The following is a 22,198-nucleotide window of genomic DNA, read 5'->3' as shown; positions in this document are numbered from 1 at the left end:
CCGTTAACCACGCTGGCCGAACGCAGGCATTGTGGAGTGGGCAACCCGGCATGGATGCCGGGTTAGCCGCGCTGGGCCATGGATGGCCCTTCGCGGCGGGCCCACGGAGCAATGCCGGAGTGAGGGCACACCGAGCCTAGGCGAGGTGCCGAGTGGTGGGGCAAAGCGTTTTTGCTTACTTTTGGCGCTTTTCCAAAAGTGAGCCGCCGTAAGGGCGGAACCATAAGCCGCCGTTACCGCAGCAACGGATATGTACTCAGTCAGGCCGCCATCGCGAGCAAGCTCGCTCCCACAGGTTTCGTGAACGACACAAATCCTGTGGGAACCATTGGTTCTGTCAGGCGCTATGGTTCTGCTGGTATTGCATCAACGCCGGCAACAGCTGCTTATCAATCGCCTGGCGCACGGCCGGCAGGATAGTGGCGCTGCTGGTGTACATCTCCTTGACCATCCGCCGCAAATCATTGGCACGGACGGTGTCCAGCCCCCGCACGGCGCACTCGCACGCCTGCTCGGCGGTGGAGCCACTGGGTATTTGCAGGCCCAGGGCCTTGAGATGGCCCAGCAGGTCTTCCTGGTCGATCAAATCGGCGTACATCATGACGCTTTTCCTTGTTCAGGGATTGGGGTCGTGTCTCGATTCTGGTAGCCACCCGAAGCGGCGGCAAGGGCAAATGGTCGCAATGTCATGAATGACTATGGAGGCGTCGTTTTCGGCTAACTTGCACGGGGCTGGACTGGGCACACTGACCTCAAGCTGAATCACGATGGTTTGGTCACCCTCGCGCGACAGCTCCTCCAGTAACGCAACCTGCCCCGATCCTGTCACGGCTTGATCGGGGATTTTTTTGCCTGTGAATCAGGGAAAGCTTGGGTGTCTGGTGGATTGTCATCGCGAGCAAGCTCGCTCCCACAGGGGTTCTGTGTCGTTCACAAAATCTAATGTGGGAGCGAGCCTGCTCGCGATGAACGATGACGCGGTCTAGCGCTGCAACACCAGAATCCGCGACAACAACTCATCCCGATCCACATAGCACCCCTGGAAATGCCGGGCCCCGGAGGCCGGGTCGAAGGCATTGCGGGCGTGGAGGGTGCGGCGGTTGTCGAAGCACCAGAGCTGGCCGGGTTCGAGACGCTGTACCAGGCGAAATTGTGGCTCGCGGGTCAGGGCAATGAAGCGGCGGTAGGCGCGGTAAAGCCTGGGCATCTGCTCGACCGTGGTGTCGAACGGCCCACGCAGGAAGTTCGCCATGCGGATTTCCGAAACCTGGCCGAGGGCGTCCAGCGCGATGATCGGCGCCAGGCAGCGGTAGTCGCTGCGACGGTCCTTGTTGCGAAACTCCACCGGGATCCGGCACAGCGCGTCGAAGGCCTCGGGGTCTTCCTGGCGCAGCGCTTGGGCAATGGCAAACCCGTCGACAAAAATGCTCTCGCCGCCGTCGGCGTCATTCACCAGGCAATGCAGGAATTGCAGCCCCGGCTGCAATTCCCGGGTTGGCAAATCACTGTGCAACGGCAGGTTGAAAGCGGTGTAGGCGTTACTGTCGGCATCGGCCTTGGACTGCACGTTGAACAGCACGCCGAAGTTGCTCTCGCGAATGAAGGAAATGCGCTGGGCAATCCGTTTCAGCGAGCCGGGTTCGGTGGGTACGCCGCGCACCTGGGTCAGGCCGATGTCGCGCACCGCCAGCAACCATTGCAACAACGCATCGTCATCGTCCATCAGCGCGGGGTAGTCGAACACTGGCAATTGCAGGTCGCGTCGCCACAGTTGGCGCCGGGGCTTGTTCGCCAGGCGCTCGGCTCGGGACTGATCATCGTAGGCGTGGGCGCGCAACCAGCCGGGGTCGAAACGGCTCCGGTGACCGTCCTGCCAGTCCACGCACAGGCAACCTTCGTCGTCGAGGTAGGTTGCGCCGGGGGCAATGTCTTCAGGGACGTCGACGATTTCCAGCACCTGCTCGCGGGTGACGCTGTAGACGCATTGAGGGCAAGGGCAGTTGTCCCGCAACCACGGGTGATGAAAGGGGCTGGCCCGGCCATCGGCCCACGTCACTTGGATCCGGTCGACCAACGGTATGGCGGCGGTCAATGAGGAGATCAGGGGGTAACGACGGAAGTCGGCAAAGGCGGCGGTGTTCATGGCGATCTCCTGTTCGCGGCTTATCGGGGCAGAGGCAGGGCGATGATCCGGCCGATGTACAGCGGCGGCGGCAGGTCGGATTGTTCGTCGAGCAGGGCGCTGAGCCGGCCCAAGGCCTGTTCGGTGAACGGCACCGAGCGCGGGCCGGCCAGGTCGACGTGCAGTAGCATCTGTTCATTGCCGGCCAGCTCTTTATCACCGCCTACCAGGTGCAGGCTGTGGTAGAGGTGCAGGCGTTTGGCGTCGTGGCCGATGATGTGCGTGTGCACCTCGACCTGGGCGTCGAGCTTCACTTCGTGCAGGTAGTTCAGGTGCAGTTCGAGGGTGAACAACGAGTGGCCGCTGGCTTCGCGGTTCTGGCTGTCCAGGCCGAGCCGGTCCATCAGCGCGTCGGTGGCGTAGCTGAAGATCAGCAGGTAGAAGGCATCGCGCAGGTGGCCGTTGTAATCGACCCATTCGGGGAGGATGCGGGTTTGGTAGGTGGTTAGGGTGGGCATACTGGACTCCACAGGTCGTAGCTGACGTACACAATTGTGGCGAGGGAGCTTGCTCCCGCTGGACTGCGAAGCAGTCCCAAAACCGGTGGTATGCGGTGTATCAGTCAAATGGCATTCACTGGTTTTACGACCGCTTCGCGGCCGAGCGGGAGCAAGCTCCCTCGCCACAGGGGCGGTGTTTACTCGTTAAAGGCCATGCCGTGCTTGGCCTTGGTGGTCTTCACCGCCTCCAGCACCGCCAGCAGGCAATCATCACGATAGCGTTCCAGGGCCGAAATGCTGTGGCTGCCCAATTGCGCGCTCGTGCCGTCCACCACATCGTCGATCAGCTTTTCGGTCAGCTCTGGCGCTGGCAGGTAGGTCCACGGCAGTTGCAGCGCCGGGCCGAACTGGGCCATGAAGTGCCGCATCCCGGCATCGCCGCCGGCCAGGGTGTAGGTCAGGAACGTGCCCATGAACGACCAGCGCAAGCCGGCGCCAAAGCGGATCGCATCGTCGATTTCCCCGGTGGTCGCCACCCCGTCGTTGACCAGGTGCAGGGCTTCGCGCCACAGCGCTTCGAGCAGGCGGTCGGCAATGAAGCCGGGCACTTCCTTGCGTACGTGCAGCGGCCGCATGCCGAGGGATTCGTACACCTGCATCGCTGCCTGCACGGCTTCGGGCGCGGTGTCTTTGCCGCCGACCACTTCCACCAGCGGCAACAGGTAGACCGGGTTGAACGGGTGCCCGACCACGCAGCGCTCCGGATGGGTGGCGCCTTCGTAGAATTCGCTCGGCAGCAGCCCCGAGGTACTGGAACCGATCAACGCGTTCGGCTTGGCAGCGGCGCTGATCTGGCCGTGCAATTCGAGTTTCAGTTCCAGGCGCTCGGGGGCGCTTTCCTGGATGAAGTCGGCGTCGCGCACACACTCCTCGATGGTCGCGACAAAGCGCAGCCGATCCTGCGAAGCGCCGGGTGCCAGGCCTTGTTTCTCCAGGGCACCCCAGGCGTTGGCGACACGTTTGCGCAACGCTGCCTCGGCACCCGGCGCCGGGTCCCAGGCGACGACGTCCAGGCCATGGGCCAGGGCCCGGCTGACCCAGCCGCTGCCGATCACACCGCTGCCCAGGGCGGCGAAGGTCTTGATGTCGGTGATAAAGCTCATGGTGATTTCCTGAAAAAATAGTTCGGTGATCTCCTGTGGGAGCAAGGCTTGCCCGCGATGGCGGCAGTAGATTCAACGGGGATGTCGACTGACATACCGTTATCGCGGGCAAGCCTTGCTCCCACAGGTTGTGCCCCCCAATAGGGGAAGGTGGATGTCGGTTTAGCCGCGCTGGACCAGGCCCATTTTCTTGCGACCTTCAGCCGGGGTGAGCACCCGCGCACCGAGGCGGCTGAGGATTTCGCCAGCCCGCTCCACCAACTGACCGTTGGTAGCGAGTACGCCTTTGTCCAGCCAGAGGTTGTCTTCCAGCCCGACCCGCACGTTGCCCCCCAACAGCACCGCCTGGGCGGCCATCGGCATTTGCATGCGGCCGATGCCGAAGCCGGCCCACACCGCATCCGCCGGCAGGTTGTCGACCATGGCTTTCATGGTAGTGGTGTCGGCCGGTGCGCCCCACGGGATGCCCAGGCAGAGTTGGAACAGCGGGTTGTCCAGCAGGCCTTCCTTGATCAGTTGCTTGGCGAACCACAGGTGACCGGTGTCGAAGATCTCCAGCTCGGCCTTGACCCCCAGCTCAGTGATGCGCTTGGCGCCGGCCCGCAGTTGCGCCGGGGTGGAGACGTAAATGGTGTCGCCGTCGCCGAAGTTCAGGGTGCCGCAATCCAGCGTGCAGATTTCCGGCAACAGCTCTTCGACGTGGGCCAGGCGGGTCAGCGGACCGACCAGGTCGGTGTTGGGGCCGAATTCCATCGGGTTTTCCCCTGCACCGATTTCCAAGTCGCCGCCCATGCCGGCGGTGAGGTTGACGATGATGTCCACGTCCGCCTCACGGATGCGCTCCATCACTTCGCGGTACAGCGCCACGTCGCGGCTGAACTTGCCGGTCTGCGGGTCGCGGACATGGCAATGGACCACCGTGGCCCCGGCCTTCGCCGCCTCGATGGCAGCGGCGGCGATCTGTTTCGGGGTGACCGGCACGTGGGGGCTCTTGGCGGTCGTGTCGCCAGCACCGGTGAGTGCGCAGGTGATGATGACGTCGTGGTTCATGGTGCGGATTCCTTCAGGCGTGGTAAGTCACTGCGCAGTTAGTGGCCTGTGTGGCTAATTCGAGCACTCAACTTCGGCGCCAGAACTTGCCAGACTGCGTTGCCATTCCTCGCCGTAGCGGGCTACGACTCGTCATGGCGCCTTGCCTGGCAAGTCCTGACACTCGAATTTGAGTGCTCGAATTAACCGTACAGGCCACAAGTGCTGCACAGATGGATAACGGTTGTTCAGTTACTGGTCAGTTTCAGGTTGTCGGCGGCGGGCTTGCCGTCGAAGGTGGTGACGCCTTCGAGCCAGCGCTGCTTGTCTTGCGGATGATCCTTGAGCCATTGCCGGGCCGATTCGAGCGGGTCCTTGTGATCGAGCAACGGCTGCATCATCCGGCTCTCATCCTCGGCGCTGAACGTCAGGTTGCTCAGCAAGCGACCGACGTTCGGGCATTGTTGGGCGTAGTCCGGCGCGGTGACGGTCCACACGGTGGCCATGCCTTCGTTCGGGCCGAGGGCGTCGTCGCTGCCGGTGAGGTAGGTCATTTGCACGTTGACGTTCATCGGGTGCGGCGCCCAGCCGAAGAACACCACGGCTTCCTTGCGCCGCACGGCGCGGTCCACGGCGGCGAGCATGCCGGCTTCGCTGGACTCCACCAGTTGGAATTTGCCCAGGCCGAACTGGTTCTTGGCGATCATCGCCTTGATCTGGGTATTGGCGCCGGAGCCGGGCTCGATGCCGTAGATCTTGCCGCCCAGCTCTTTTTCGAATTTGGCGATGTCGGCGAAGGTCTTCAGACCCTTGTCGGCCAGGTAGGTCGGCACGGCCAGGGTGGCGCGGGCGTCCTTGAGGCTCGGCTGTTCCAGCACCTTGACCTGTTTGGCCTCGACGAACGGGGTGATGGTCTGGGTCATCAACGGGTTCCAATAGCCCAGGAACAGATCCAGGCGCTGGTCGCGGATGCCGGCGAAGATGATTTGCTGGGAGGCGCTGGTTTGCTTGGTCTTGTAGCCGAGGCCGTCGAGCATCACTTGGGTCAGGGCGCTGGTGGCGATGACGTCGGTCCAGTTGACCACGCCCAGGCGCACGTTCTGGCACGCGGCGGGCTCGGCAGCCATGGCGGCGCCATTGAGCAAAGTGGTGCCGCAAAGTGCAAGTACACAGGAGCTGATCAGTCGTTTCATGTCGGGTTCCTCGGCAGCTTATTGTTATGGGGTCCGGCATCTGCGTACCGGTGATGCCAAGTTACGCAGCCCGGCGCCTGGCAAAACGCACAGCGGCGACGTGCTCTTGCACTGCAGCGACTCTTGAATGGGCGTTGCAACTGGCGTATCAAGGTCCGCACGCAACCCGCCAACCGAGTGCGCTCCATGTCCCAGGATTTCTACTTTTTGTTGATGCCGGGTTTTTCGGCCATCGGTTTCATTTCGGCCATCGAGCCGTTGCGGGTTGCCAATCGTTTTCGCGGCGAGCTTTACCGCTGGCATGTGCTGAGTGTCGATGGCGGGCCGGTGCTGGCGAGCAATGGCATGTCGGTCAACGCCGATGCCGCACTGGAGCCGCTGAAGAAGGGCACGACCCTCTGGGTGGTGGCGGGGTTCGAGCCGCTGAAATTCGCCACCCCGGCACTGGAGCGCTGGCTGCATCGGCTGGACAACGAAGGCGTGACCTTGGGCGGTATCGACACCGGCAGTGTGGTGTTGGCCGAGGCGGGGCTATTGGAAGGGCACCGCGTGACCTTGCATTGGGAAGCGATCGAGGCGTTCAAGGAGTCTTATCCGCAACTCAGCGTGACCCAGGAACTGTTCGAGATCGACCGTCGTCGCATCACTTGCGCGGGCGGCACTGCTTCCATCGACCTGATGTTGGACCTGATCGGCCAGGCCTACGGTTCGGAGCTGGCGATCCAGGTCAGCGAGCAGTTCGTGCTCGGCCGCATCCGCCCGCGCAAAGATCACCAGCGCATGGAAATCGCCAATCGCTATGGCATTCGCAACAAGAAGCTGGTGCACGTCATCGGCGAGATGGAAACCCACAGCGAACCGCCCCTGAGCACCTTGGCGCTGGCCGAATCGATCAACGTCACCCGTCGCCAGCTCGAACGCCTGTTCCGCCTGCACCTGAACGATACCCCGAGCAACTTCTACCTGCGCCTGCGCCTGGAAAAGGCCCGGCAACTGCTGCGCCAGACCGACATGAGCGTGCTGGAAGTAAGCATCGCCTGCGGTTTTGAGTCGCCGTCGTACTTCACCCGCAGCTATCGGGCACGGTTCGAGCGCTGCCCGCGGGAGGATCGGCGGCGGCAGGGGGATGGGCGGGAGCTGGTTTGACAGGCTTTTATACTCAATTATACTCGCGACTATAAATTATACCTGTCGCCATAATTGAGTATAAAACCATGTCCAAGCACCCCGGTTTTGTTTTCCGGCGCCCCGATCTGGCCCGCAATATTGTCGATGGGCTGGCCGGCGCCGGGATCCAGGATTACACCTCAGGCCTGTTCCTGGCCGCTCCGAGACGCACCGGAAAAAGTACTTTCCTGCGCGAAGACTTGATACCTGAATGCGAAACCCGTGGTTGGCTCGCGGTCTACGTCGACCTTTGGGCCAACAAGGAGAAGGACCCTGCCGAGCTGATCGCCTCGGCCATCGCCGGGGCACTGGTGCCTTATGAAAAGGGCATCCGCAAGCTCGCCAAATCCATGGGCATCGACAAACTCAGCTTCTTGCGCACGTTGTCCTGGGATTTCAGCCAGCCGCAACTGCCCGAAGGGGCGACGCTGACCCAGGCGCTGGAGCTGTTGCACCGTGCCGCGGATAAAACCGTGGTGCTGGTGATCGACGAAGCCCAGCATGCCTTGACCACCGAGGCCGGGGTCAACGCGATGTTCGCCCTCAAGGCTGCCCGTGACCAGCTCAACCAGGGACGTGTGGGCGATGCCAGCGGCCTGCGGCTGGTGTTCACCGGCTCCAATCGCGACAAGCTCGCGCACTTGGTATTGAGCCGCAACCAACCGTTCTACGGGTCCAGCATCACGCCGTTCCCTTTGCTGGGCAAAGCTTTCACCCAAGCCTACACCGCTCATTTGAACGCACACCTGGCCCAGACCAACCAGTTCAATGCCGATGACCTCGACCAGGCGTTTGAGTTGGTGGGGCGCCGTCCGGAGATGTTGCGCAGCGTCATCGGCGAAATTGCCCTGGAACTGGGTGAGGCAAGCCATTTGGGTGAGTTGCTGCGCAGCAGCGCCGAAATGCTGCGCGCTGGCGTCTGGACCGAGTTCGAGAGCGCCTGGAACGCCCTGACGGTGCCGCAACGCGCGGTGCTGCAGGTCATGGCCGAGCGCTCGCAAAACAACGAGCCCTTCGCGCCCTTCACCGATTCAACGCTGGAGGCGGTGGGCAAGGCGCTGAGGGCTATGGGAAGCGAAGTCGTGCCCGGTACCCAGACCATCCAAGCCTGCATCGACGCGCTGCGGGAAAAGGAATTGGTGTGGAAGTCCAACCGGGGTGGTTATGCGCTGGAGGACAAGGCGTTTGCGGATTGGTTGAAGGGGTATCGCAAGCAACATTGAACCTGGGAATACATCCTGTGGCGAGGGAGCTTGCTCTCGCTGGGTGGCGTCTTGTAGGAGCTGTCGAGCGAAGCGAGGCTGCGATCTTTCCCCAGACACTTGAGTCCCAAGTGAAAGATCAAAAGATCGCAGGCTTCGCCAGCTCCTACAGAGCCGAGCGGGAGCAAGCTCCCTCGCCACAGGTATTGTGTTCGGCTTTAAAAGGTCTATTTCTTCATCAACGCCGAACACGCCGCCTTGTACGCCTCATGCTGATACTTGTTCAGCGTCGCCGGCAGGGCGAAGTCATGTTTCTTGCTCTGCGCATTGATGGTCTGCGGCGACAGTAGCGCCACCTCGCAACCTTCCAGCAACTGGAAGACCCCTTCGATCTTGAACGTCGTCGGCCCACCGGCGAACTCGCCTTTCTTGCTGCGCTTCTTGATGGCGATGCGTTCGATGCCATTCTCAACCACGAACGCCCGCACCTGGGCAGCGAAAGCCTTGACGTTGGCGGCTTCGTCATCGTCGTCCAGGGCGATTTTCTTGGTGTTCAGCGCGACATGGCTCAGCACCTGTTGATCCAGCGAGGCAACAGCGATGATCGCTTCGCTGCCTTTGATTTCGATGCCGCACGTTTTCATGTGAATCCCTTTACCAATGATGCAAGCAGCTTACCGCGCTAAACGGCTTCTGAAGCATCACTCCTGCCCAATCGACTCCAAAAACTCCGACCGATCATCGCTCACCTGGGCCATGCAGTCGTTTTCGGCGATTTTGTAGGCTTCGCTGCCGGGTTTGGCCGGGAAGGCGGCGATGGCGCAGTCGGCCTCGCGCTGTTTTTGCCACAGTTGTTGGGCGGCCTTGACCTTGGTGGTGATGTCGTTGAGCTGGGCCTTGTCGTTGGCGTAGCGGGTTTGCAGGCGCTCGTTGAGGCTTTGCAGGTTTTCGCCCAGCAATTGTTCGGCGGCGGTTTTGCCGTAGGTCGAGCAGGCCAGGGTCTGGACGTCGTTTTCAACTTCGTCGCAGGGGTTGGGTTCGGTGTCTTCGGTCGCATGCGCGACGGTGCTGATCAGTGCCAAAGCCAGGAAGAGTGATTTCATCGCGTTGCCGCTCAAGTCCAGTGAAAACCAGTGATGCAGCGGATTCTGGCGTAAGCGTCGGCTAAAGAACAGACGGGCAGGGTGGGTCGACCATAGCCCTTTGTCGCGGATTGACGCTTTCGGCAATTCCCCTGTCGTTTTTGCACCGGGTCGCCACGGCCCTCAGGCATATGCTGGCCCCAAAGCGCCGGCACACGATTCGGCGCATGAATCGCTGACAAAAGGGGACTGCCTGATGAGCCCAGCCGAATTGCACGCCGACAGCATCGTTATCGACGGGCTGATCATTGCCAAGTGGAACCGCGACCTGTTCGAAGACATGCGCAAGGGCGGCCTGACCGCAGCCAACTGCACCGTGTCGGTGTGGGAAGGTTTCCAGGCCACCATCAACAACATCGCCGCCAGCCAGAAACTGATCCGCGAGAACAGCGACCTGGTGATCCCGGTGAAAACCACCGCCGACATCCGTCGCGCCAAGGAACAGGGCAAGACCGGCATCATCTTCGGTTTCCAAAACGCCCATGCCTTCGAAGACCAGCTCGGCTACGTCGAGATCTTCAAGCAGTTGGGCGTGGGTGTGGTGCAGATGTGCTACAACACCCAGAACCTGGTCGGCACCGGTTGCTACGAACGCGACGGCGGCCTGTCGGGCTTCGGTCGCGAAATCGTCGCCGAGATGAACCGGGTCGGCATCATGTGCGACCTGTCCCACGTCGGTTCCAAGACCTCCGAAGAGGTCATCCTCGAATCGAAGAAACCAGTGTGCTACTCCCACTGCCTGCCGTCCGGCCTGAAAGAACACCCGCGCAACAAGTCCGATGAAGAGCTGAAGTTCATTGCCGACCACGGCGGTTTCGTCGGCGTGACCATGTTCGCGCCGTTCCTGGCCAAGGGCATCGATTCGACCATCGACGACTACGCCGAAGCCATCGAATACACCATGAACATCGTCGGTGAAGACGCCATCGGCATCGGCACCGACTTCACCCAGGGCCACGGCCAGGACTTCTTCGAAATGCTGACTCACGACAAGGGCTACGCCCGTCGCCTGACCAGCTTCGGCAAGATCATCAACCCCCTGGGCATCCGCACCGTGGGCGAGTTCCCGAACCTCACCGAGACGCTGCTCAAGCGCGGCCATCCTGAGCGGGTAGTGCGCAAGATCATGGGTGAAAACTGGGTCAATGTCTTGAAAGACGTCTGGGGCGAATAACCGCCGCCGCACCGCCAATCCTCTACCTGCGGCCCTCTGCGCCGCAGGCAATACCACGAATTTCCGGAGTCAAGTTTTCATGGCCAAGATCGCCCCGCAACTGCCTATCGAAGTCGACAGCGAAACCGGTGTCTGGACCTCCGACGCCCTGCCGATGCTGTACGTGCCACGGCACTTTTTCGTCAACAACCACATGGGCATCGAAGAAGTGCTGGGCGCCGACGCCTACGCCGAGATTCTCTACAAGGCCGGCTACAAATCCGCCTGGCACTGGTGTGAAAAAGAAGCCGAATGCCATGGCCTGGAAGGTGTCGCGGTGTTCGAGCACTACATGAAGCGCCTGTCGCAGCGTGGCTGGGGCCTGTTCAAGATCCAGGACATCGACCTGGACAAAGGCACCGCCAGCGTCAAGCTCGAACACTCGGCGTTCGTCTATGTGTACGGCAAGGTCGGGCGCAAGGTCGACTACATGTTCACCGGCTGGTTCGCCGGCGCCATGGACCAGATCCTCGCCGCTCGCGGCAGCAAGATCCGCACTGTGGCCGAGCAGGTCTACGGCGGTTCCGAAGAAGGCCACGACGACGGCCTGTTCATCGTCAAGCCGTTGTAAGTCGAGGATCGCACCATGGCTTTTGAAGCAATGTTCCAGCCGATCCAGATCGGCAAGCTGACCATCCGCAACCGCGTGCTCAGCACCGCGCACGCCGAGGTCTACGCCACCGACGGCGGCATGACCACCGACCGGTACGTGAAGTATTACGAAGAGAAGGCCAAGGGCGGCATCGGCCTGGCGATCTGCGGTGGTTCGTCCGTGGTCGCCATCGACAGCCCGCAGGAGTGGTGGAGTTCGGTGAACCTGTCCACCGACCGCATCATTCCGCACTTCCAGAACCTGGCCGACGCCATGCACAAGCATGGCGCCAAGATCATGATCCAGATTACCCACATGGGCCGTCGCTCGCGTTGGGACGGTTTCAACTGGCCGACCCTGATGTCGCCGTCCGGCGTGCGTGAGCCAGTGCACCGCGCCACCTGCAAGACCATCGAGCCGGAAGAGATCTGGCGGGTGATCGGCAACTACGCCAGCGCCGCCAAACGCGCCAAGGCCGGTGGCCTGGACGGCGTCGAGCTGTCCGCCGTGCACCAGCACATGATCGACCAGTTCTGGAGCCCGCGGGTCAACAAGCGTACCGACGAATGGGGCGGCACCTTCGAAGGCCGCATGAAGTTCGGCCTGGAAGTGTTGAAGGCCGTGCGCGCCGAAGTGGGCGACGATTTCTGCGTGGGCATGCGCCTGTGCGGTGACGAATTCCACCCGGACGGCTTGTCCCACGAGGACATGAAGCAGATCGCCAAGTACTACGATGACACCGGCATGCTGGATTTCATCGGCGTGGTGGGCTCGGGTTGCGACACCCACAACACCCTGGCCAACGTCATCCCGAACATGAGTTATCCACCGGAGCCATTCCTGCACCTGGCCGCCGGTATCAAGGAAGTGGTCAAGGTTCCGGTGCTGCACGCGCAGAACATCAAGGACCCGAACCAGGCTACGCGGATTCTGGAGGGCGGTTACGTCGACATGGTCGGCATGACCCGCGCCCACATCGCTGACCCGCACCTGATCGCCAAGATCAAGATGGGCCAGATCGACCAGATCAAGCAGTGCGTCGGCGCCAACTATTGCATCGACCGCCAGTACCAGGGCCTGGACGTGCTGTGCATCCAGAACGCCGCGACGTCCCGTGAATACATGGGCGTGCCGCACATCATCGAGAAGTCCACCGGGCCGAAACGCAAAGTCGTTGTGGTCGGTGCCGGCCCGGCGGGGATGGAAGCGGCGCGTGTGGCCGCCGAACGTGGGCACGATGTGACCCTGTTCGAGAAGAAAGAATTCATCGGTGGGCAGATCACCACGGCCTCGAAAGCCCCGCAACGGGACCAGATTGCTGGTATCACCCGCTGGTTCCAACTGGAGCTGGCGCGGTTGAAAGTCGACCTGCGCCTGGGCGTGGCGGCTGATGCGGCAACCATCATGGACCTGCGTCCGGACGTGGTGGTGCTGGCCGTCGGCGGCCATCCGTTCCTGGAGCAGAACGAGCACTGGGGCGCCGCCGAAGGGCTGGTGGTCAGCAGCTGGGACGTGCTCGACGGCAAGGTTGCACCGGGCAAGAACGTATTGGTCTACGACACCATTTGCGAGTTCACCGGCATGTCGGTGGCCGACTTCCTCGCTGACAAGGGCAGCCAGGTCGAGATCGTCACCGACGACATCAAGCCGGGCGTAGCCATTGGCGGGACGTCGTTCCCCACCTACTACCGCAGCATGTACCCCAAGGAAGTGATCATGACCGGGGACATGATGCTGGAGAAGGTCTACCGCGAAGGCGACAAGCTGGTGGCGGTACTGGAGAACGAATACACCGGTGCCAAGGAAGAACGCGTGGTGGACCAGGTGGTGGTGGAAAACGGCGTGCGGCCGGACGAAGAAATCTACTACGCGCTCAAGGAAGGTTCGCGCAACAAGGGCCAGATCGACGTCGAAGCCCTGTTCGCGATCAAGCCCCAGCCGTGCCTGGAGCAGAGCGGCGATGGCTACCTGCTGTTCCGCATCGGCGACTGCGTGGCCCAGCGTAATACCCACGCGGCCATCTACGACGCCCTGCGGTTGTGCAAGGATTTCTAACGGCTTGTGGATAACCCTGTGGGAGCAAGGCTTGCCCGCGATAAATGCGACACGGAGGATCTGACTGACCGAGTCGATCGCATCGCGGGCAAGCCTTGCTCCCACAGGAATCGGGCAAGGCATCCAGCTAGTTTGGCCTGCAAGACCTGTGGTCTTTGGGAGCAACACCTATGTTGAACACCCTTCTTCCCATCCTGCTGTTTGCTGCCCTGGGCCTCGCGGTCCTTGGCGCCTTGCGGCGGGTGAACATGTGGCGCCGCGGACGACCGGCCAAGGTCGACCTGATCGGCGGTCTCTTCGCCATGCCCAAGCGCTATATGGTGGATTTGCACCATGTGGTGGCGCGGGACAAATACATTGCCAATACCCACGTCGCCACTGCCGGTGGTGCGGTGGCATCGATTGTGTTGGCGATTTTGGTACACGGTTTTGGCCTGCACAACCGCATCCTCGGTTACGCCTTGCTGCTGATGTCGGCGGTGATGTTCGTTGGCGCGATCTTTATGTACTTGCGTCGGCGCAATCCGCCGGCCCGTTTGTCCAAGGGCCCCTGGATGCGCCTGCCGAAAAGCCTGTTGGCCTTCTCGGCGTCGTTCTTCCTGGTGACCCTGCCGGTGGCGGGCATCCTCCCGGAAAACTTCGGCGGTTGGCTGGTGGCGGCGATCCTGGGTGTCGGCGTGCTGTGGGGTGTGTCGGAATTGTTTTTCGGCATGACCTGGGGCGGGCCGATGAAACACGCCTTCGCCGGTGCCCTGCACCTGGCCTGGCACCGCCGAGCCGAGCGCTTTGGTGGCGGTCGTTCCACCGGTCTAAAACCGTTGGACTTGAACGACCCTAGCGCACCGCTGGGCGTGGAAAAACCCAAGGATTTCACCTGGAACCAACTGCTGGGCTTCGATGCCTGCGTGCAGTGCGGCAAGTGCGAGGCTGCCTGCCCGGCGTTCGCTGCCGGCCAGCCGCTGAACCCGAAAAAACTCATCCAGGACATGGTCGTAGGCCTGGCCGGCGGCACCGATGCGAAATTCGCCGGCAGCCCTTATCCAGGTAAACCTGTCGGTGAGCATGGCGGCAACCCGCATCAACCCATCGTCAACGGCCTGGTAGACGCTGAGACCCTGTGGTCCTGCACCACCTGCCGAGCGTGCGTCGAGGAGTGCCCGATGATGATCGAGCACGTCGACGCCATCGTCGACATGCGCCGCCACCTGACCTTGGAAAAAGGCGCCACGCCGAACAAGGGTGCCGAAGTGCTGGAAAACCTCATCGCCACCGACAACCCTGGCGGCTTCGCCCCGGGCGGGCGGATGAACTGGGCGGCGGACTTGAACCTCAATCTGCTCAGCGAGAAGAAATCCACCGACGTCCTGTTCTGGGTCGGCGACGGTGCCTTCGACATGCGCAACCAGCGCACCTTGCGCGCCTTCGTCAAAGTGCTCAAGGCGGCGAAGATCGACTTCGCCGTGCTCGGCCTCGAAGAGCGTGACAGCGGCGACGTGGCCCGGCGCCTGGGTGATGAGGCGACGTTCCAGCTGTTGGCCAAACGCAACATCCAGACCCTGGCCAAATACAGCTTCAACCGCATCGTCACCTGCGACCCCCACAGTTTCCACGTACTGAAAAACGAATACGGCGCCTTCGATGGCAACTACCTGGTGCAGCACCACAGCACCTATATGGCGGAAATCATCGACGCCGGGGCGCTGAACCTCGGCCAGCACAAGGGCGACAGCGTGACTTATCACGACCCATGCTACCTGGGCCGCTACAACGGCGAATACGAGGCGCCGCGCCAGGTGCTGCGTGCGCTGGGTATCGAGGTCAAGGAGATGCAGCGTTCCGGTTTCCGTTCGCGTTGCTGCGGCGGTGGCGGCGGTGCGCCGATCACCGACATCCCGGGCAAGCAGCGGATCCCTGACATGCGCATGGAAGACATCCGCGAAACCGGCGCCGAACTGGTGGCCGTGGGTTGTCCACAGTGCACCGCGATGCTGGAAGGCGTGGTCGAGCCGCGGCCGATGATCAAGGATATCGCCGAACTGGTGGCCGACGCGCTGCTGGAAGACGCGGCCCCGAGCAAGCCTGTAGTCCCGGCCAAACGTGAACCTGCGCAGGTGCATTCATGAGCACAATCATCCGCCGCGACCCTCGCGCCGAGTGGATCGCCCGCAACCGCCTGCACCCGCTGCACGCGGCCATGCAACCGGTGCAGCATAGCTGGATGGGGCCCAACGGCATCATCCGCAAGAATGTCCATGGCGTCGGTTTCATCGGCCCCAACGGTATCAAGCGCATCGACCGCAGCGGCGCCCAGCAGGGTGGCGCGACCAAGCGTACCGCCGCCGCTGAAGTGCAACTGCCGCTGCATCAGGTGCCGCAACCGGCGTTCTACATCAGTGTGGTGCCGGACATGGTCGGTGGCCGCTTGAGCAGCCACGACCGCGATCTACTGGGCCTGGCCCATCAGCTTGCAGGTGCGGAAGGTGCGGTGCTGGCGGTGGTCTTCGGCGAGCATAAGGAAAGTGCCTTCGCCACGGCCGGTGTCGACCGCTTGCTGGTGCTCGATGGCGAGGAATTCAGCGGTTATGCACCGGAACAACGGGTGCAAGGCCTGCGGGCTGTGGATAACCAGTTCAGCCCACGCCATTGGCTGTTGCCTGACAGCCGCACCGGTGGCGGCGAACTGGGCCGGCGTTTGGCCGCGGCCCTGGGCGAACGTCCGGCCACGCGGGTCTGGCAGGTCAAGGGAGAAGAGTGCATCGGCCGCGCTGGTGCGGGCCTGCAAGACCTGGCCCGGCCATTGGCGCGCTTGATCCTGGCAGCGGCCGAATGCGCTGAACCGGTCAGCGAAACCCGCCACGAAGCCTTGCCGGTGGAGTTATCCACAAGCGTGGCCCGCAGCTTGTCGCGCATCGAAGACCTCGGCGCGGTGGCGGTGGACCCGGGCGCGATCCCGATGGCCGAGGCCGAATTCATTTTCTCCGGCGGCAACGGGGTCAAGGACTGGGCACTGTTCCACCAGACCGCAGCGGCCCTGGGCGCTACCGAAGGCGCGTCGCGGGTGGCGGTGGACGACGGCTTCATGGCCCGCGATCGCCAGGTCGGTGCGTCCGGTACCTGGGTTACGGCGCGGGTCTACGTGGCCGTGGGGATTTCCGGGGCGATCCAGCACCTGCAGGGCATTGGCGCCTGCGACAAGGTGGTGGCGATCAACCTCGATCCGGGTTGCGACATGATCAAACGGGCGGACCTGTCGGTGATCGGTGACAGCGCGGCGATTCTCCAGGCCTTGATCGCGGCGGTAGAGGCTTACCGCAACGAAGCCAAGCGTGATGCGGCTTAAGAAGGATAAGTTGATGAGTACCCAAGTGATCAGCCTCGTGTCCATCGGCGCCCACCCCACTTCCGGTCGGCCTCGGCGCGCCGAACAGGACGCTAGGGCCGTGGAGCTGGGCCTGCAACTGGCCGGCAGCGACCTGCAAGTGCTGCACGCCGGCGACGTGGCCGAACCGGCCCTGCGCGCCTACCTGGGCATGGGCCTGGATGAATTGCACGTGCTGGAAAACCCCGTCGGCGCCGACGCCCTGCCGGCCCTGACCGATTACCTGCGTGATGCCGGCGCCCAAGTGGTGCTCACCGGTAGCCAGGCGGAAACCGGTGAAGGCTCGGGCATGCTGCCGTTCCTGCTGGCCGAGAGTCTCGGTTGGCCGCTGGTGGTGGGGCTGGCCCAGGTCGAATCCATCGACAGCGGTGTGGCCCTGGTGCTGCAAGCCTTGCCGCGCGGCCAACGGCGACGTCTCAAAGTGCGTCTGCCGTTCCTGGCCACTGTGGATAACGCCGCGCCAAAACCTCGGCAAAGCGCCTACGGCCCGGCCCGGCGGGGGGCATTGCATGGCGAGGAGGTCGAAGTGATCGACGACACCTTGCTGGCGGTGGCAACCCTGCAACCGGCCAAGCCACGGCCCAAACGCTTGAAAGTGATCAAGGCCAAGAGCGGCGCCGACCGCATGAAAGCCGCCACGGCCAAGGCCAGCGGCGGAGGCGGGCAAGTGCTCAAGGGCGTGAGCCCGGAGGCGGGGGCCGAGGCGATTCTCAAGCTGTTGGTGGAGGAAGGGGTGGTTCGCTAGATCTGCCCTGCATCATCGTCAACCGACCTACCGCCATCGCGAGCAAGCTCGCTCCCACAGGGGATTGGCGGTGTGTGTGAATTTTGTGCTTACACCCAATCATTGTGGGAGCGAGCTTGCTCGCGATGGCAGTCTGTCAGTTAGCAAGGATGGTGGCTGATAATCCGTCATCGCGAGCAAGCTCACTCCCACAGTTGCTCTGTGTTACCCACAATCCCTGTGCGCGCTTCTGTGGATAACCTGTTCGCCCCTCTCTGCACCCCATGCAAATCAGGCCCTCCAGCCCTGCGTTCAAAAAATAATCAGTCTAACTCACGGTTTTTATTGGCTTTTGCTTGTGAGTAGTTATTCGCTTCAGCCGAAACTTGCCCCCAATCTCTGTTGGCGCTTCTGTGGATAAGATGTTCGCTCTACGCTGCAAGCCATACGAACCGGGGCGTTCAGCGAGTTGATCATAAACTGATCAAACAGCCTCTTTTATCAGGAAAATCTTCGGAAAACCTCGATTTACAAGCCGTCCAAAGGGTTTTCCACAGAATCGTCAAAATTACCCCCAAACACTGTTGGCGCTTCTGTGGATAAGGTGTTCGCTTACCGCCACACGCCTTGCCAGGCATGACTTACAGGTCTTTGATCAAAAAACAGCCGATAGGCCGGTAAAACCGTCATTGTTCATAAGTCACGGTTTTTATTCACTTTGCCGGTGAAAAAATGCCGGACATACACCTACTTGTCCCCATTTGCTGTGGGTGGTCATGTGGATAACTTGTTCGCCAAACGCTGCAAGCCACGGCGGGCATAGCGCAAATGGCGATAGATCAAATTTCATACAGTTCTAAGTCACACCCTTGACGAGGGTCTGTGGGCTGTCTTCACTCCATGGCACAAGGACATCGCCACTTTATCCACATCAGGTTCAGGGAGAACACATGATGGATAGCAAGGACCCCCGCTCACACCCGCAATCATCGGTGACCTGCGTCCCGACACCTCCCACCTCGTTGCACAAACGCACCCATCGTCGCGCCGTCAATCAGCGTGCGCGTCTATAGCGCCTGGTTTTTCCCCTGTAGCACCGCTGACTGCCGCCGGACCCTGCAAGGGACGGTGGCCAGGCGTTTGTGCGTCTGTCGATTTGCAGGCAACCGCAGAGTTGCCCTATCTGCCTGAGAGGACTTGAACATGACACGGATCTCGACCCCCATCAGTGATATCCAGGAGCACTACGACGTGATCGTCATCGGTTCGGGCTACGGGGGCGGCATTGCTGCCTCGCGCCTGTCCCGGGCCGGGCGCAAGGTGTGCCTGCTGGAGCGTGGCCGGGAGATCCAGCCCGGCGAATACCCCAACACCCTGCTCGCGGCCACCGAGGAACTGCAAGTCCATGACCCGGACGGCCACATCGGTTCGCGCACCGGTCTGTTCGACCTGCACGTCAACGCCCAGCAGAACGTGGTGGTCGGTTGTGGCCTGGGCGGCACGTCGCTGATCAATGCCAACGTTGCGCTGGAGCCGGAGCCTGGCGTGTTCGAGGACCCGCGCTGGCCGCAGGCGGTCCGTGAGCACCAGGACACGCTGCTCAAGGACGGCTACGCCCGGGCCCGGGAGATGCTCAAGCCCACCCCTTACCCCGCGTCGGAACCGAACCTGCCCAAGCTCGACGCGCACAAGAAGTCCGCCGATTACCTCAAGCAAGGCGCGCATTTCTACAAGCCGCCGATCAACGTGACTTTCGACAAGCTGCCCAACAACCTCAACCACGTCGGCGTCGAACAGCTGCCGTGCAATGGTTGTGGCGATTGCGTCTCGGGCTGTAACAACAAGGCCAAGAACACCACGCTGATGAACTACCTGCCGGATGCCTGGAACCACGGCGCGGAGATTTTCTGCCAGGCCGAGGTGCGGCACCTGGAGCGCGACGGCGATGGCTGGATCGTGCACTTCCAATACCTGGACAGCGGTCGCGAGATGTTCTCGGCGCCGACCCTGTTCGTGCGCGCCGACATCGTGGTGGTGTCTGCCGGCACCCTGGGCTCCACCGAAATCATGTTGCGCTCGCGGGACAAGGGCCTGTCGATGTCCAGCCAATTGGGCGAGCACATGAGCGGCAACGGCGACATCCTCGGGTTCGGTCACAACTGCGACCAGACCATCAACGGCATCGGCTTCGGCGCCCATTCGGCCAAGGAACTGGAACCGGTGGGGCCGTGCATCACCTCGATCATCGACATGCGCACCGAGGGCGACTGGCGCAGCCGCATGGTCATCGAGGAAGGTTCGATTCCCGGTGCCCTCGGTCGGGCCATGGTGCCGAGCATGGCGGCGTTTGCCGAAATGATCGGTGTGCCCACCGACACTGGCTTCGGCGCCAGCCTCAAGTACAAGGGGCGCGAAGCCGAGAGCTTTTTGCGCGGTCCCTACTACGGCGCGCTGCATAACATGCAGACCTACCTGATCATGAGCCATGACAACGCCAAGGGGCGCATGCTGCTCGACAGCAAGGATCAGTTGCGCATCGACTGGCCCGGCGTCGGCGAACAGGAGAACGTCACCCTCGGCAACGAGCGGCTGCACCAGAGCACCAAGGCCCTGGGCGGGATCTGGGTCGAGAACCCGATCTGGACCAAGCTGCTCAAGCACAGCATCGTCTCGGTCCATCCCCTCGGCGGTTGCGTGATGGGCGAGGATGCGACCCAAGGCGTGGTCAACCACAAGGGCCAGGTGTTCAGTGGCGCCAGCGGCACCGATGTCTACCCGGGCCTGTACGTGACCGACGGCGCGGTGATCCCGACGTCGCTGGCGGTCAACCCGTTGCTGACCATCTCGGCGGTGAGCGAGCGCAACATGGGGCTGCTGGCGGCCGACCGCGGCTGGATCATCGACTACACGCTGCCTTCGGCCCCGCGCAAAGCCGTGGCGGCGCCGACCCTCGGCGTGCAGTTCACCGAAACCATGAAGGGCTACTTTTCCACAGCCTTCATCCAGCCCCAGGGCACCGATCTCAGCCTGTATGAAGCGGCGGCCAAGCGTGGCAAGGCCGACAACTCGTCCATCGAATTCACCCTGACCATCACCGCCGCCGACCTCAACCGTCTGATCAAGGAGCCGGAGCATGCGGCAACCCTGGTGGGGACCCTCGACGCACCGTCGCTCTCGTCGCAGCCGCTGATCGCCAGCAATGGGGTATTCAACCTGTTCGAGCAGTATCAGGGGCAGGTTGGCGTGCGGCACATGAACTACGACATGAAGCTGACCGCCGAAGACGGCAGCGACTATTACTTCAGCGCCTTCAAGACCGTGCCCGAGGACAACGGTGTGCTGAACATCTGGCCTGACACCAGCACCCTGTACGTCACGCTCTATCGAGGGTCAGACAAGACCGGCGCGGTGATCGGTTCGGGGGTGATGCACATTCTGCCGGCGGACTTCGCCAAGCAAATGACCACCATGAAAGTGCTCAATGCCCGCAATGAACGTGAGCGCGTGGAGGCGCTGGCGCGGTTCGGCAAGTTCTTTGCCGGCATCTTGTGGGAGAGCTACGGCGGTGTCTTCGCCGGCGACGTCTACTTCAACCCGGACGCGCCGCCCCGGTTGAAACGGCCGTTGGATGCGCCGCCCCCGGTGGTGCATTTCTTCCAGACCGAAGACAACGTCGAGCTGCGCCTGACCCGTTACCAGGCCGGCACCAAAGGCCCGGTGATGTTGGTTCATGGCCTGGGCGTGGGCTCGAATATTTTCTCCACTGACACCATTCATACCAACCTGCTGGAATACCTCTGCAAGCACGAATATGACGTCTGGCTGTTGGATTTGCGGGTGAGCATCCTGCTGCCGGCCAGCAAAAATGAATGGAACGGCGACCAGGTGGCCCAGTACGACTTCAAGGCCGCCATCGAGCAGATCCAGCAGGCGACCCTGGCCCGTGACGTGCAGTGCGTGGTGCATTGCTACGGCGCAACGACCTTCTTCATGTCGATGCTGGCGGGCTTGCAGGGCGTGCGTTCGGTGGTCTGCTCGCAGATCGCCGCCGACACGGTGGTTGCCACTGCTACTGGGCTGAAGGCCGGTTTGCATTTGCCGGGGATGCTCGATGCCATCGGCATCAAGTCCCTCACGGCCTACGCCGACACCAAGGAAAGCTGGTTCAACAAACTCTACGACAAGGCCCTCAACGGCTATGCCCGGATCGAGGCCCAGGGCTATTGCACCAACCCGGTCTGCCATCGCATCACGTTCATGTATGCGTCGCTGTACCGCCACGACACCCTCAACGAAACCCTGCACGACAACCTGCATGAGTTGTTCGGCGAGTCGAACATCCAGACCTTCGAGCACCTGGCGCTGATCGTGCGCAAGGGGCACCTGGTGGACTTCAAGGGCAACGACGTCTACATGCCACATTTCGATCGGTTGAAATTGCCGATCTGCTTCATCAGCGGCGCCGACAACCAGTGCTACCTGCCGCAAAGCACCCTCAAGACCTACGAGCGACTGTGCGAGATGCACGGCCCGCAGTTGTTCAGCCGTCACGAAGTGCCGGGGTACGGCCACATCGACTGCATGTTCGGCAAGGATGCGGTGGTGGATGTGTATCCGATCATCCTTGAGCACCTGGAGAAGACGGCGTTGGGCTAGCTGATCGCCATCCGTGGCGAGGGAGCTTGCTCCCGCTCGGCTCTGTAGGAGCTGGCGAAGC

17 protein-coding genes are annotated in these 22,198 nt (G+C 62.1%); 9 read left to right on the top strand and 8 right to left on the bottom strand.

What is annotated here, in order from left to right; genetic code table 11:
- Window positions 1–337: 337 nt before the first annotated feature.
- The 6 genes from AB4Z20_RS12585 to AB4Z20_RS12560 all read right to left on the bottom strand — a co-directional run bounded on the left by AB4Z20_RS12585 (window position 338) and on the right by AB4Z20_RS12560 (window position 6,007).
- Window positions 338–601 carry a hypothetical protein gene (locus AB4Z20_RS12585; protein ID WP_018612353.1) on the bottom strand — a complete coding sequence of 88 codons (264 nt, stop codon included), beginning with the start codon at window positions 599–601 and terminating at the stop codon, window positions 338–340.
- A gap of 381 nt (window positions 602–982) precedes the next feature.
- A complete protein-coding gene (locus AB4Z20_RS12580) occupies window positions 983–2,143 on the bottom strand; it encodes a gamma-butyrobetaine dioxygenase (protein ID WP_442090013.1) in 1,161 nt (386 codons plus the stop codon).
- Window positions 2,144–2,163: 20 nt separating this feature from the next.
- Window positions 2,164–2,640 carry a thioesterase family protein gene (locus AB4Z20_RS12575; RefSeq protein WP_258689582.1) on the bottom strand — a complete coding sequence of 159 codons (477 nt, stop codon included), beginning with the start codon at window positions 2,638–2,640 and terminating at the stop codon, window positions 2,164–2,166.
- 179 nt (window positions 2,641–2,819) lie between these two features.
- A complete protein-coding gene (locus AB4Z20_RS12570; protein WP_253470072.1) occupies window positions 2,820–3,785 on the bottom strand; it encodes an L-carnitine dehydrogenase in 966 nt (321 codons plus the stop codon).
- Between the two features lie 162 nt (window positions 3,786–3,947).
- Window positions 3,948–4,835: a 3-keto-5-aminohexanoate cleavage protein gene (locus AB4Z20_RS12565; protein ID WP_442090012.1), complete on the bottom strand. Its 888-nt coding sequence runs from the start codon at window positions 4,833–4,835 to the stop codon at window positions 3,948–3,950.
- Window positions 4,836–5,062: 227 nt separating this feature from the next.
- Window positions 5,063–6,007, bottom strand: a complete 945-nt coding sequence (locus AB4Z20_RS12560) for a choline ABC transporter substrate-binding protein (RefSeq protein ID WP_013694418.1) — start codon at window positions 6,005–6,007, stop codon at window positions 5,063–5,065.
- A 186-nt stretch (window positions 6,008–6,193) separates the two neighbouring features.
- On the opposite strand from AB4Z20_RS12560, the gene AB4Z20_RS12555 reads away from it, so the two are divergent.
- Window positions 6,194–7,153 carry a GlxA family transcriptional regulator gene (locus tag AB4Z20_RS12555; RefSeq protein ID WP_253470070.1) on the top strand — a complete coding sequence of 320 codons (960 nt, stop codon included), beginning with the start codon at window positions 6,194–6,196 and terminating at the stop codon, window positions 7,151–7,153.
- Between the two features lie 68 nt (window positions 7,154–7,221).
- Window positions 7,222–8,397 (top strand): AAA family ATPase, encoded by a 1,176-nt coding sequence (locus tag AB4Z20_RS12550; protein WP_320389561.1) that lies wholly within the window; start codon window positions 7,222–7,224, stop codon window positions 8,395–8,397.
- A gap of 206 nt (window positions 8,398–8,603) precedes the next feature.
- Here AB4Z20_RS12550 and AB4Z20_RS12545 read toward each other — a convergent pair whose 3' ends face one another.
- Window positions 8,604–9,020: a DUF3010 family protein gene (locus AB4Z20_RS12545; RefSeq protein WP_253470066.1), complete on the bottom strand. Its 417-nt coding sequence runs from the start codon at window positions 9,018–9,020 to the stop codon at window positions 8,604–8,606.
- Window positions 9,021–9,077: 57 nt separating this feature from the next.
- A complete protein-coding gene (locus AB4Z20_RS12540) occupies window positions 9,078–9,479 on the bottom strand; it encodes a lysozyme inhibitor LprI family protein (protein ID WP_253470064.1) in 402 nt (133 codons plus the stop codon).
- Between the two features lie 235 nt (window positions 9,480–9,714).
- Here AB4Z20_RS12540 and AB4Z20_RS12535 point away from each other — a divergent pair, with 235 nt between their 5' ends.
- From AB4Z20_RS12535 to AB4Z20_RS12505, 7 genes are all read left to right on the top strand, one after another.
- A complete protein-coding gene (locus AB4Z20_RS12535) occupies window positions 9,715–10,692 on the top strand; it encodes a dipeptidase (RefSeq protein WP_014340593.1) in 978 nt (325 codons plus the stop codon).
- A gap of 79 nt (window positions 10,693–10,771) precedes the next feature.
- Window positions 10,772–11,302, top strand: a complete 531-nt coding sequence (locus AB4Z20_RS12530) for a 4-vinyl reductase (protein ID WP_003177589.1) — start codon at window positions 10,772–10,774, stop codon at window positions 11,300–11,302.
- A gap of 15 nt (window positions 11,303–11,317) precedes the next feature.
- Window positions 11,318–13,378, top strand: a complete 2,061-nt coding sequence (dgcA, locus tag AB4Z20_RS12525) for a dimethylglycine demethylation protein DgcA (protein WP_014340592.1) — start codon at window positions 11,318–11,320, stop codon at window positions 13,376–13,378.
- 170 nt (window positions 13,379–13,548) lie between these two features.
- Window positions 13,549–15,501: a dimethylglycine demethylation protein DgcB gene (dgcB, locus tag AB4Z20_RS12520; RefSeq protein WP_442090011.1), complete on the top strand. Its 1,953-nt coding sequence runs from the start codon at window positions 13,549–13,551 to the stop codon at window positions 15,499–15,501.
- On the top strand, window positions 15,498–16,718 hold the full coding sequence (etfA, locus tag AB4Z20_RS12515) for an electron transfer flavoprotein subunit alpha (protein WP_442090010.1): 1,221 nt from the start codon (window positions 15,498–15,500) through the stop codon (window positions 16,716–16,718). Before dgcB ends, etfA begins: the two co-directional genes overlap by 4 nt.
- Window positions 16,719–16,731: 13 nt before the next feature.
- Window positions 16,732–17,502, top strand: coding sequence for an electron transfer flavoprotein subunit beta (gene etfB, locus AB4Z20_RS12510; protein ID WP_253470056.1), 771 nt, complete (start codon window positions 16,732–16,734; stop codon window positions 17,500–17,502).
- 1,182 nt (window positions 17,503–18,684) lie between these two features.
- Entirely contained in the window at window positions 18,685–22,137 is a 3,453-nt protein-coding gene (locus AB4Z20_RS12505; RefSeq protein ID WP_253470054.1) for a GMC oxidoreductase, read from the top strand.
- The last annotated feature ends 61 nt before the right edge of the window (window positions 22,138–22,198 follow it).

Origin of the sequence: Pseudomonas sp. KB_12, from assembly GCF_052114545.1 — a bacterium.
Taxonomy (GTDB): domain Bacteria; phylum Pseudomonadota; class Gammaproteobacteria; order Pseudomonadales; family Pseudomonadaceae; genus Aquipseudomonas; species Aquipseudomonas brassicacearum.
This window is presented reverse-complemented; position numbering and strand designations above follow the sequence as displayed.

Bases quoted from the DNA above. Each gene is read 5' to 3' on its own strand.
- AB4Z20_RS12585 (WP_018612353.1), bottom strand. From the start codon at position 601: ATGATGTACGCCGATTTGATCGACCAGGAAGACCTGCTGGGCCATCTC.
- AB4Z20_RS12580 (WP_442090013.1), bottom strand. From the start codon at position 2,143: ATGAACACCGCCGCCTTTGCCGACTTCCGTCGTTACCCCCTGATCTCC.
- AB4Z20_RS12575 (WP_258689582.1), bottom strand. From the start codon at position 2,640: ATGCCCACCCTAACCACCTACCAAACCCGCATCCTCCCCGAATGGGTC.
- AB4Z20_RS12570 (WP_253470072.1), bottom strand. From the start codon at position 3,785: ATGAGCTTTATCACCGACATCAAGACCTTCGCCGCCCTGGGCAGCGGT.
- AB4Z20_RS12565 (WP_442090012.1), bottom strand. From the start codon at position 4,835: ATGAACCACGACGTCATCATCACCTGCGCACTCACCGGTGCTGGCGAC.
- AB4Z20_RS12560 (WP_013694418.1), bottom strand. From the start codon at position 6,007: ATGAAACGACTGATCAGCTCCTGTGTACTTGCACTTTGCGGCACCACT.
- AB4Z20_RS12555 (WP_253470070.1), top strand. From the start codon at position 6,194: ATGTCCCAGGATTTCTACTTTTTGTTGATGCCGGGTTTTTCGGCCATC.
- AB4Z20_RS12550 (WP_320389561.1), top strand. From the start codon at position 7,222: ATGTCCAAGCACCCCGGTTTTGTTTTCCGGCGCCCCGATCTGGCCCGC.
- AB4Z20_RS12545 (WP_253470066.1), bottom strand. From the start codon at position 9,020: ATGAAAACGTGCGGCATCGAAATCAAAGGCAGCGAAGCGATCATCGCT.
- AB4Z20_RS12540 (WP_253470064.1), bottom strand. From the start codon at position 9,479: ATGAAATCACTCTTCCTGGCTTTGGCACTGATCAGCACCGTCGCGCAT.
- AB4Z20_RS12535 (WP_014340593.1), top strand. From the start codon at position 9,715: ATGAGCCCAGCCGAATTGCACGCCGACAGCATCGTTATCGACGGGCTG.
- AB4Z20_RS12530 (WP_003177589.1), top strand. From the start codon at position 10,772: ATGGCCAAGATCGCCCCGCAACTGCCTATCGAAGTCGACAGCGAAACC.
- dgcA (WP_014340592.1), top strand. From the start codon at position 11,318: ATGGCTTTTGAAGCAATGTTCCAGCCGATCCAGATCGGCAAGCTGACC.
- dgcB (WP_442090011.1), top strand. From the start codon at position 13,549: ATGTTGAACACCCTTCTTCCCATCCTGCTGTTTGCTGCCCTGGGCCTC.
- etfA (WP_442090010.1), top strand. From the start codon at position 15,498: ATGAGCACAATCATCCGCCGCGACCCTCGCGCCGAGTGGATCGCCCGC.
- etfB (WP_253470056.1), top strand. From the start codon at position 16,732: ATGAGTACCCAAGTGATCAGCCTCGTGTCCATCGGCGCCCACCCCACT.
- AB4Z20_RS12505 (WP_253470054.1), top strand. From the start codon at position 18,685: ATGACACGGATCTCGACCCCCATCAGTGATATCCAGGAGCACTACGAC.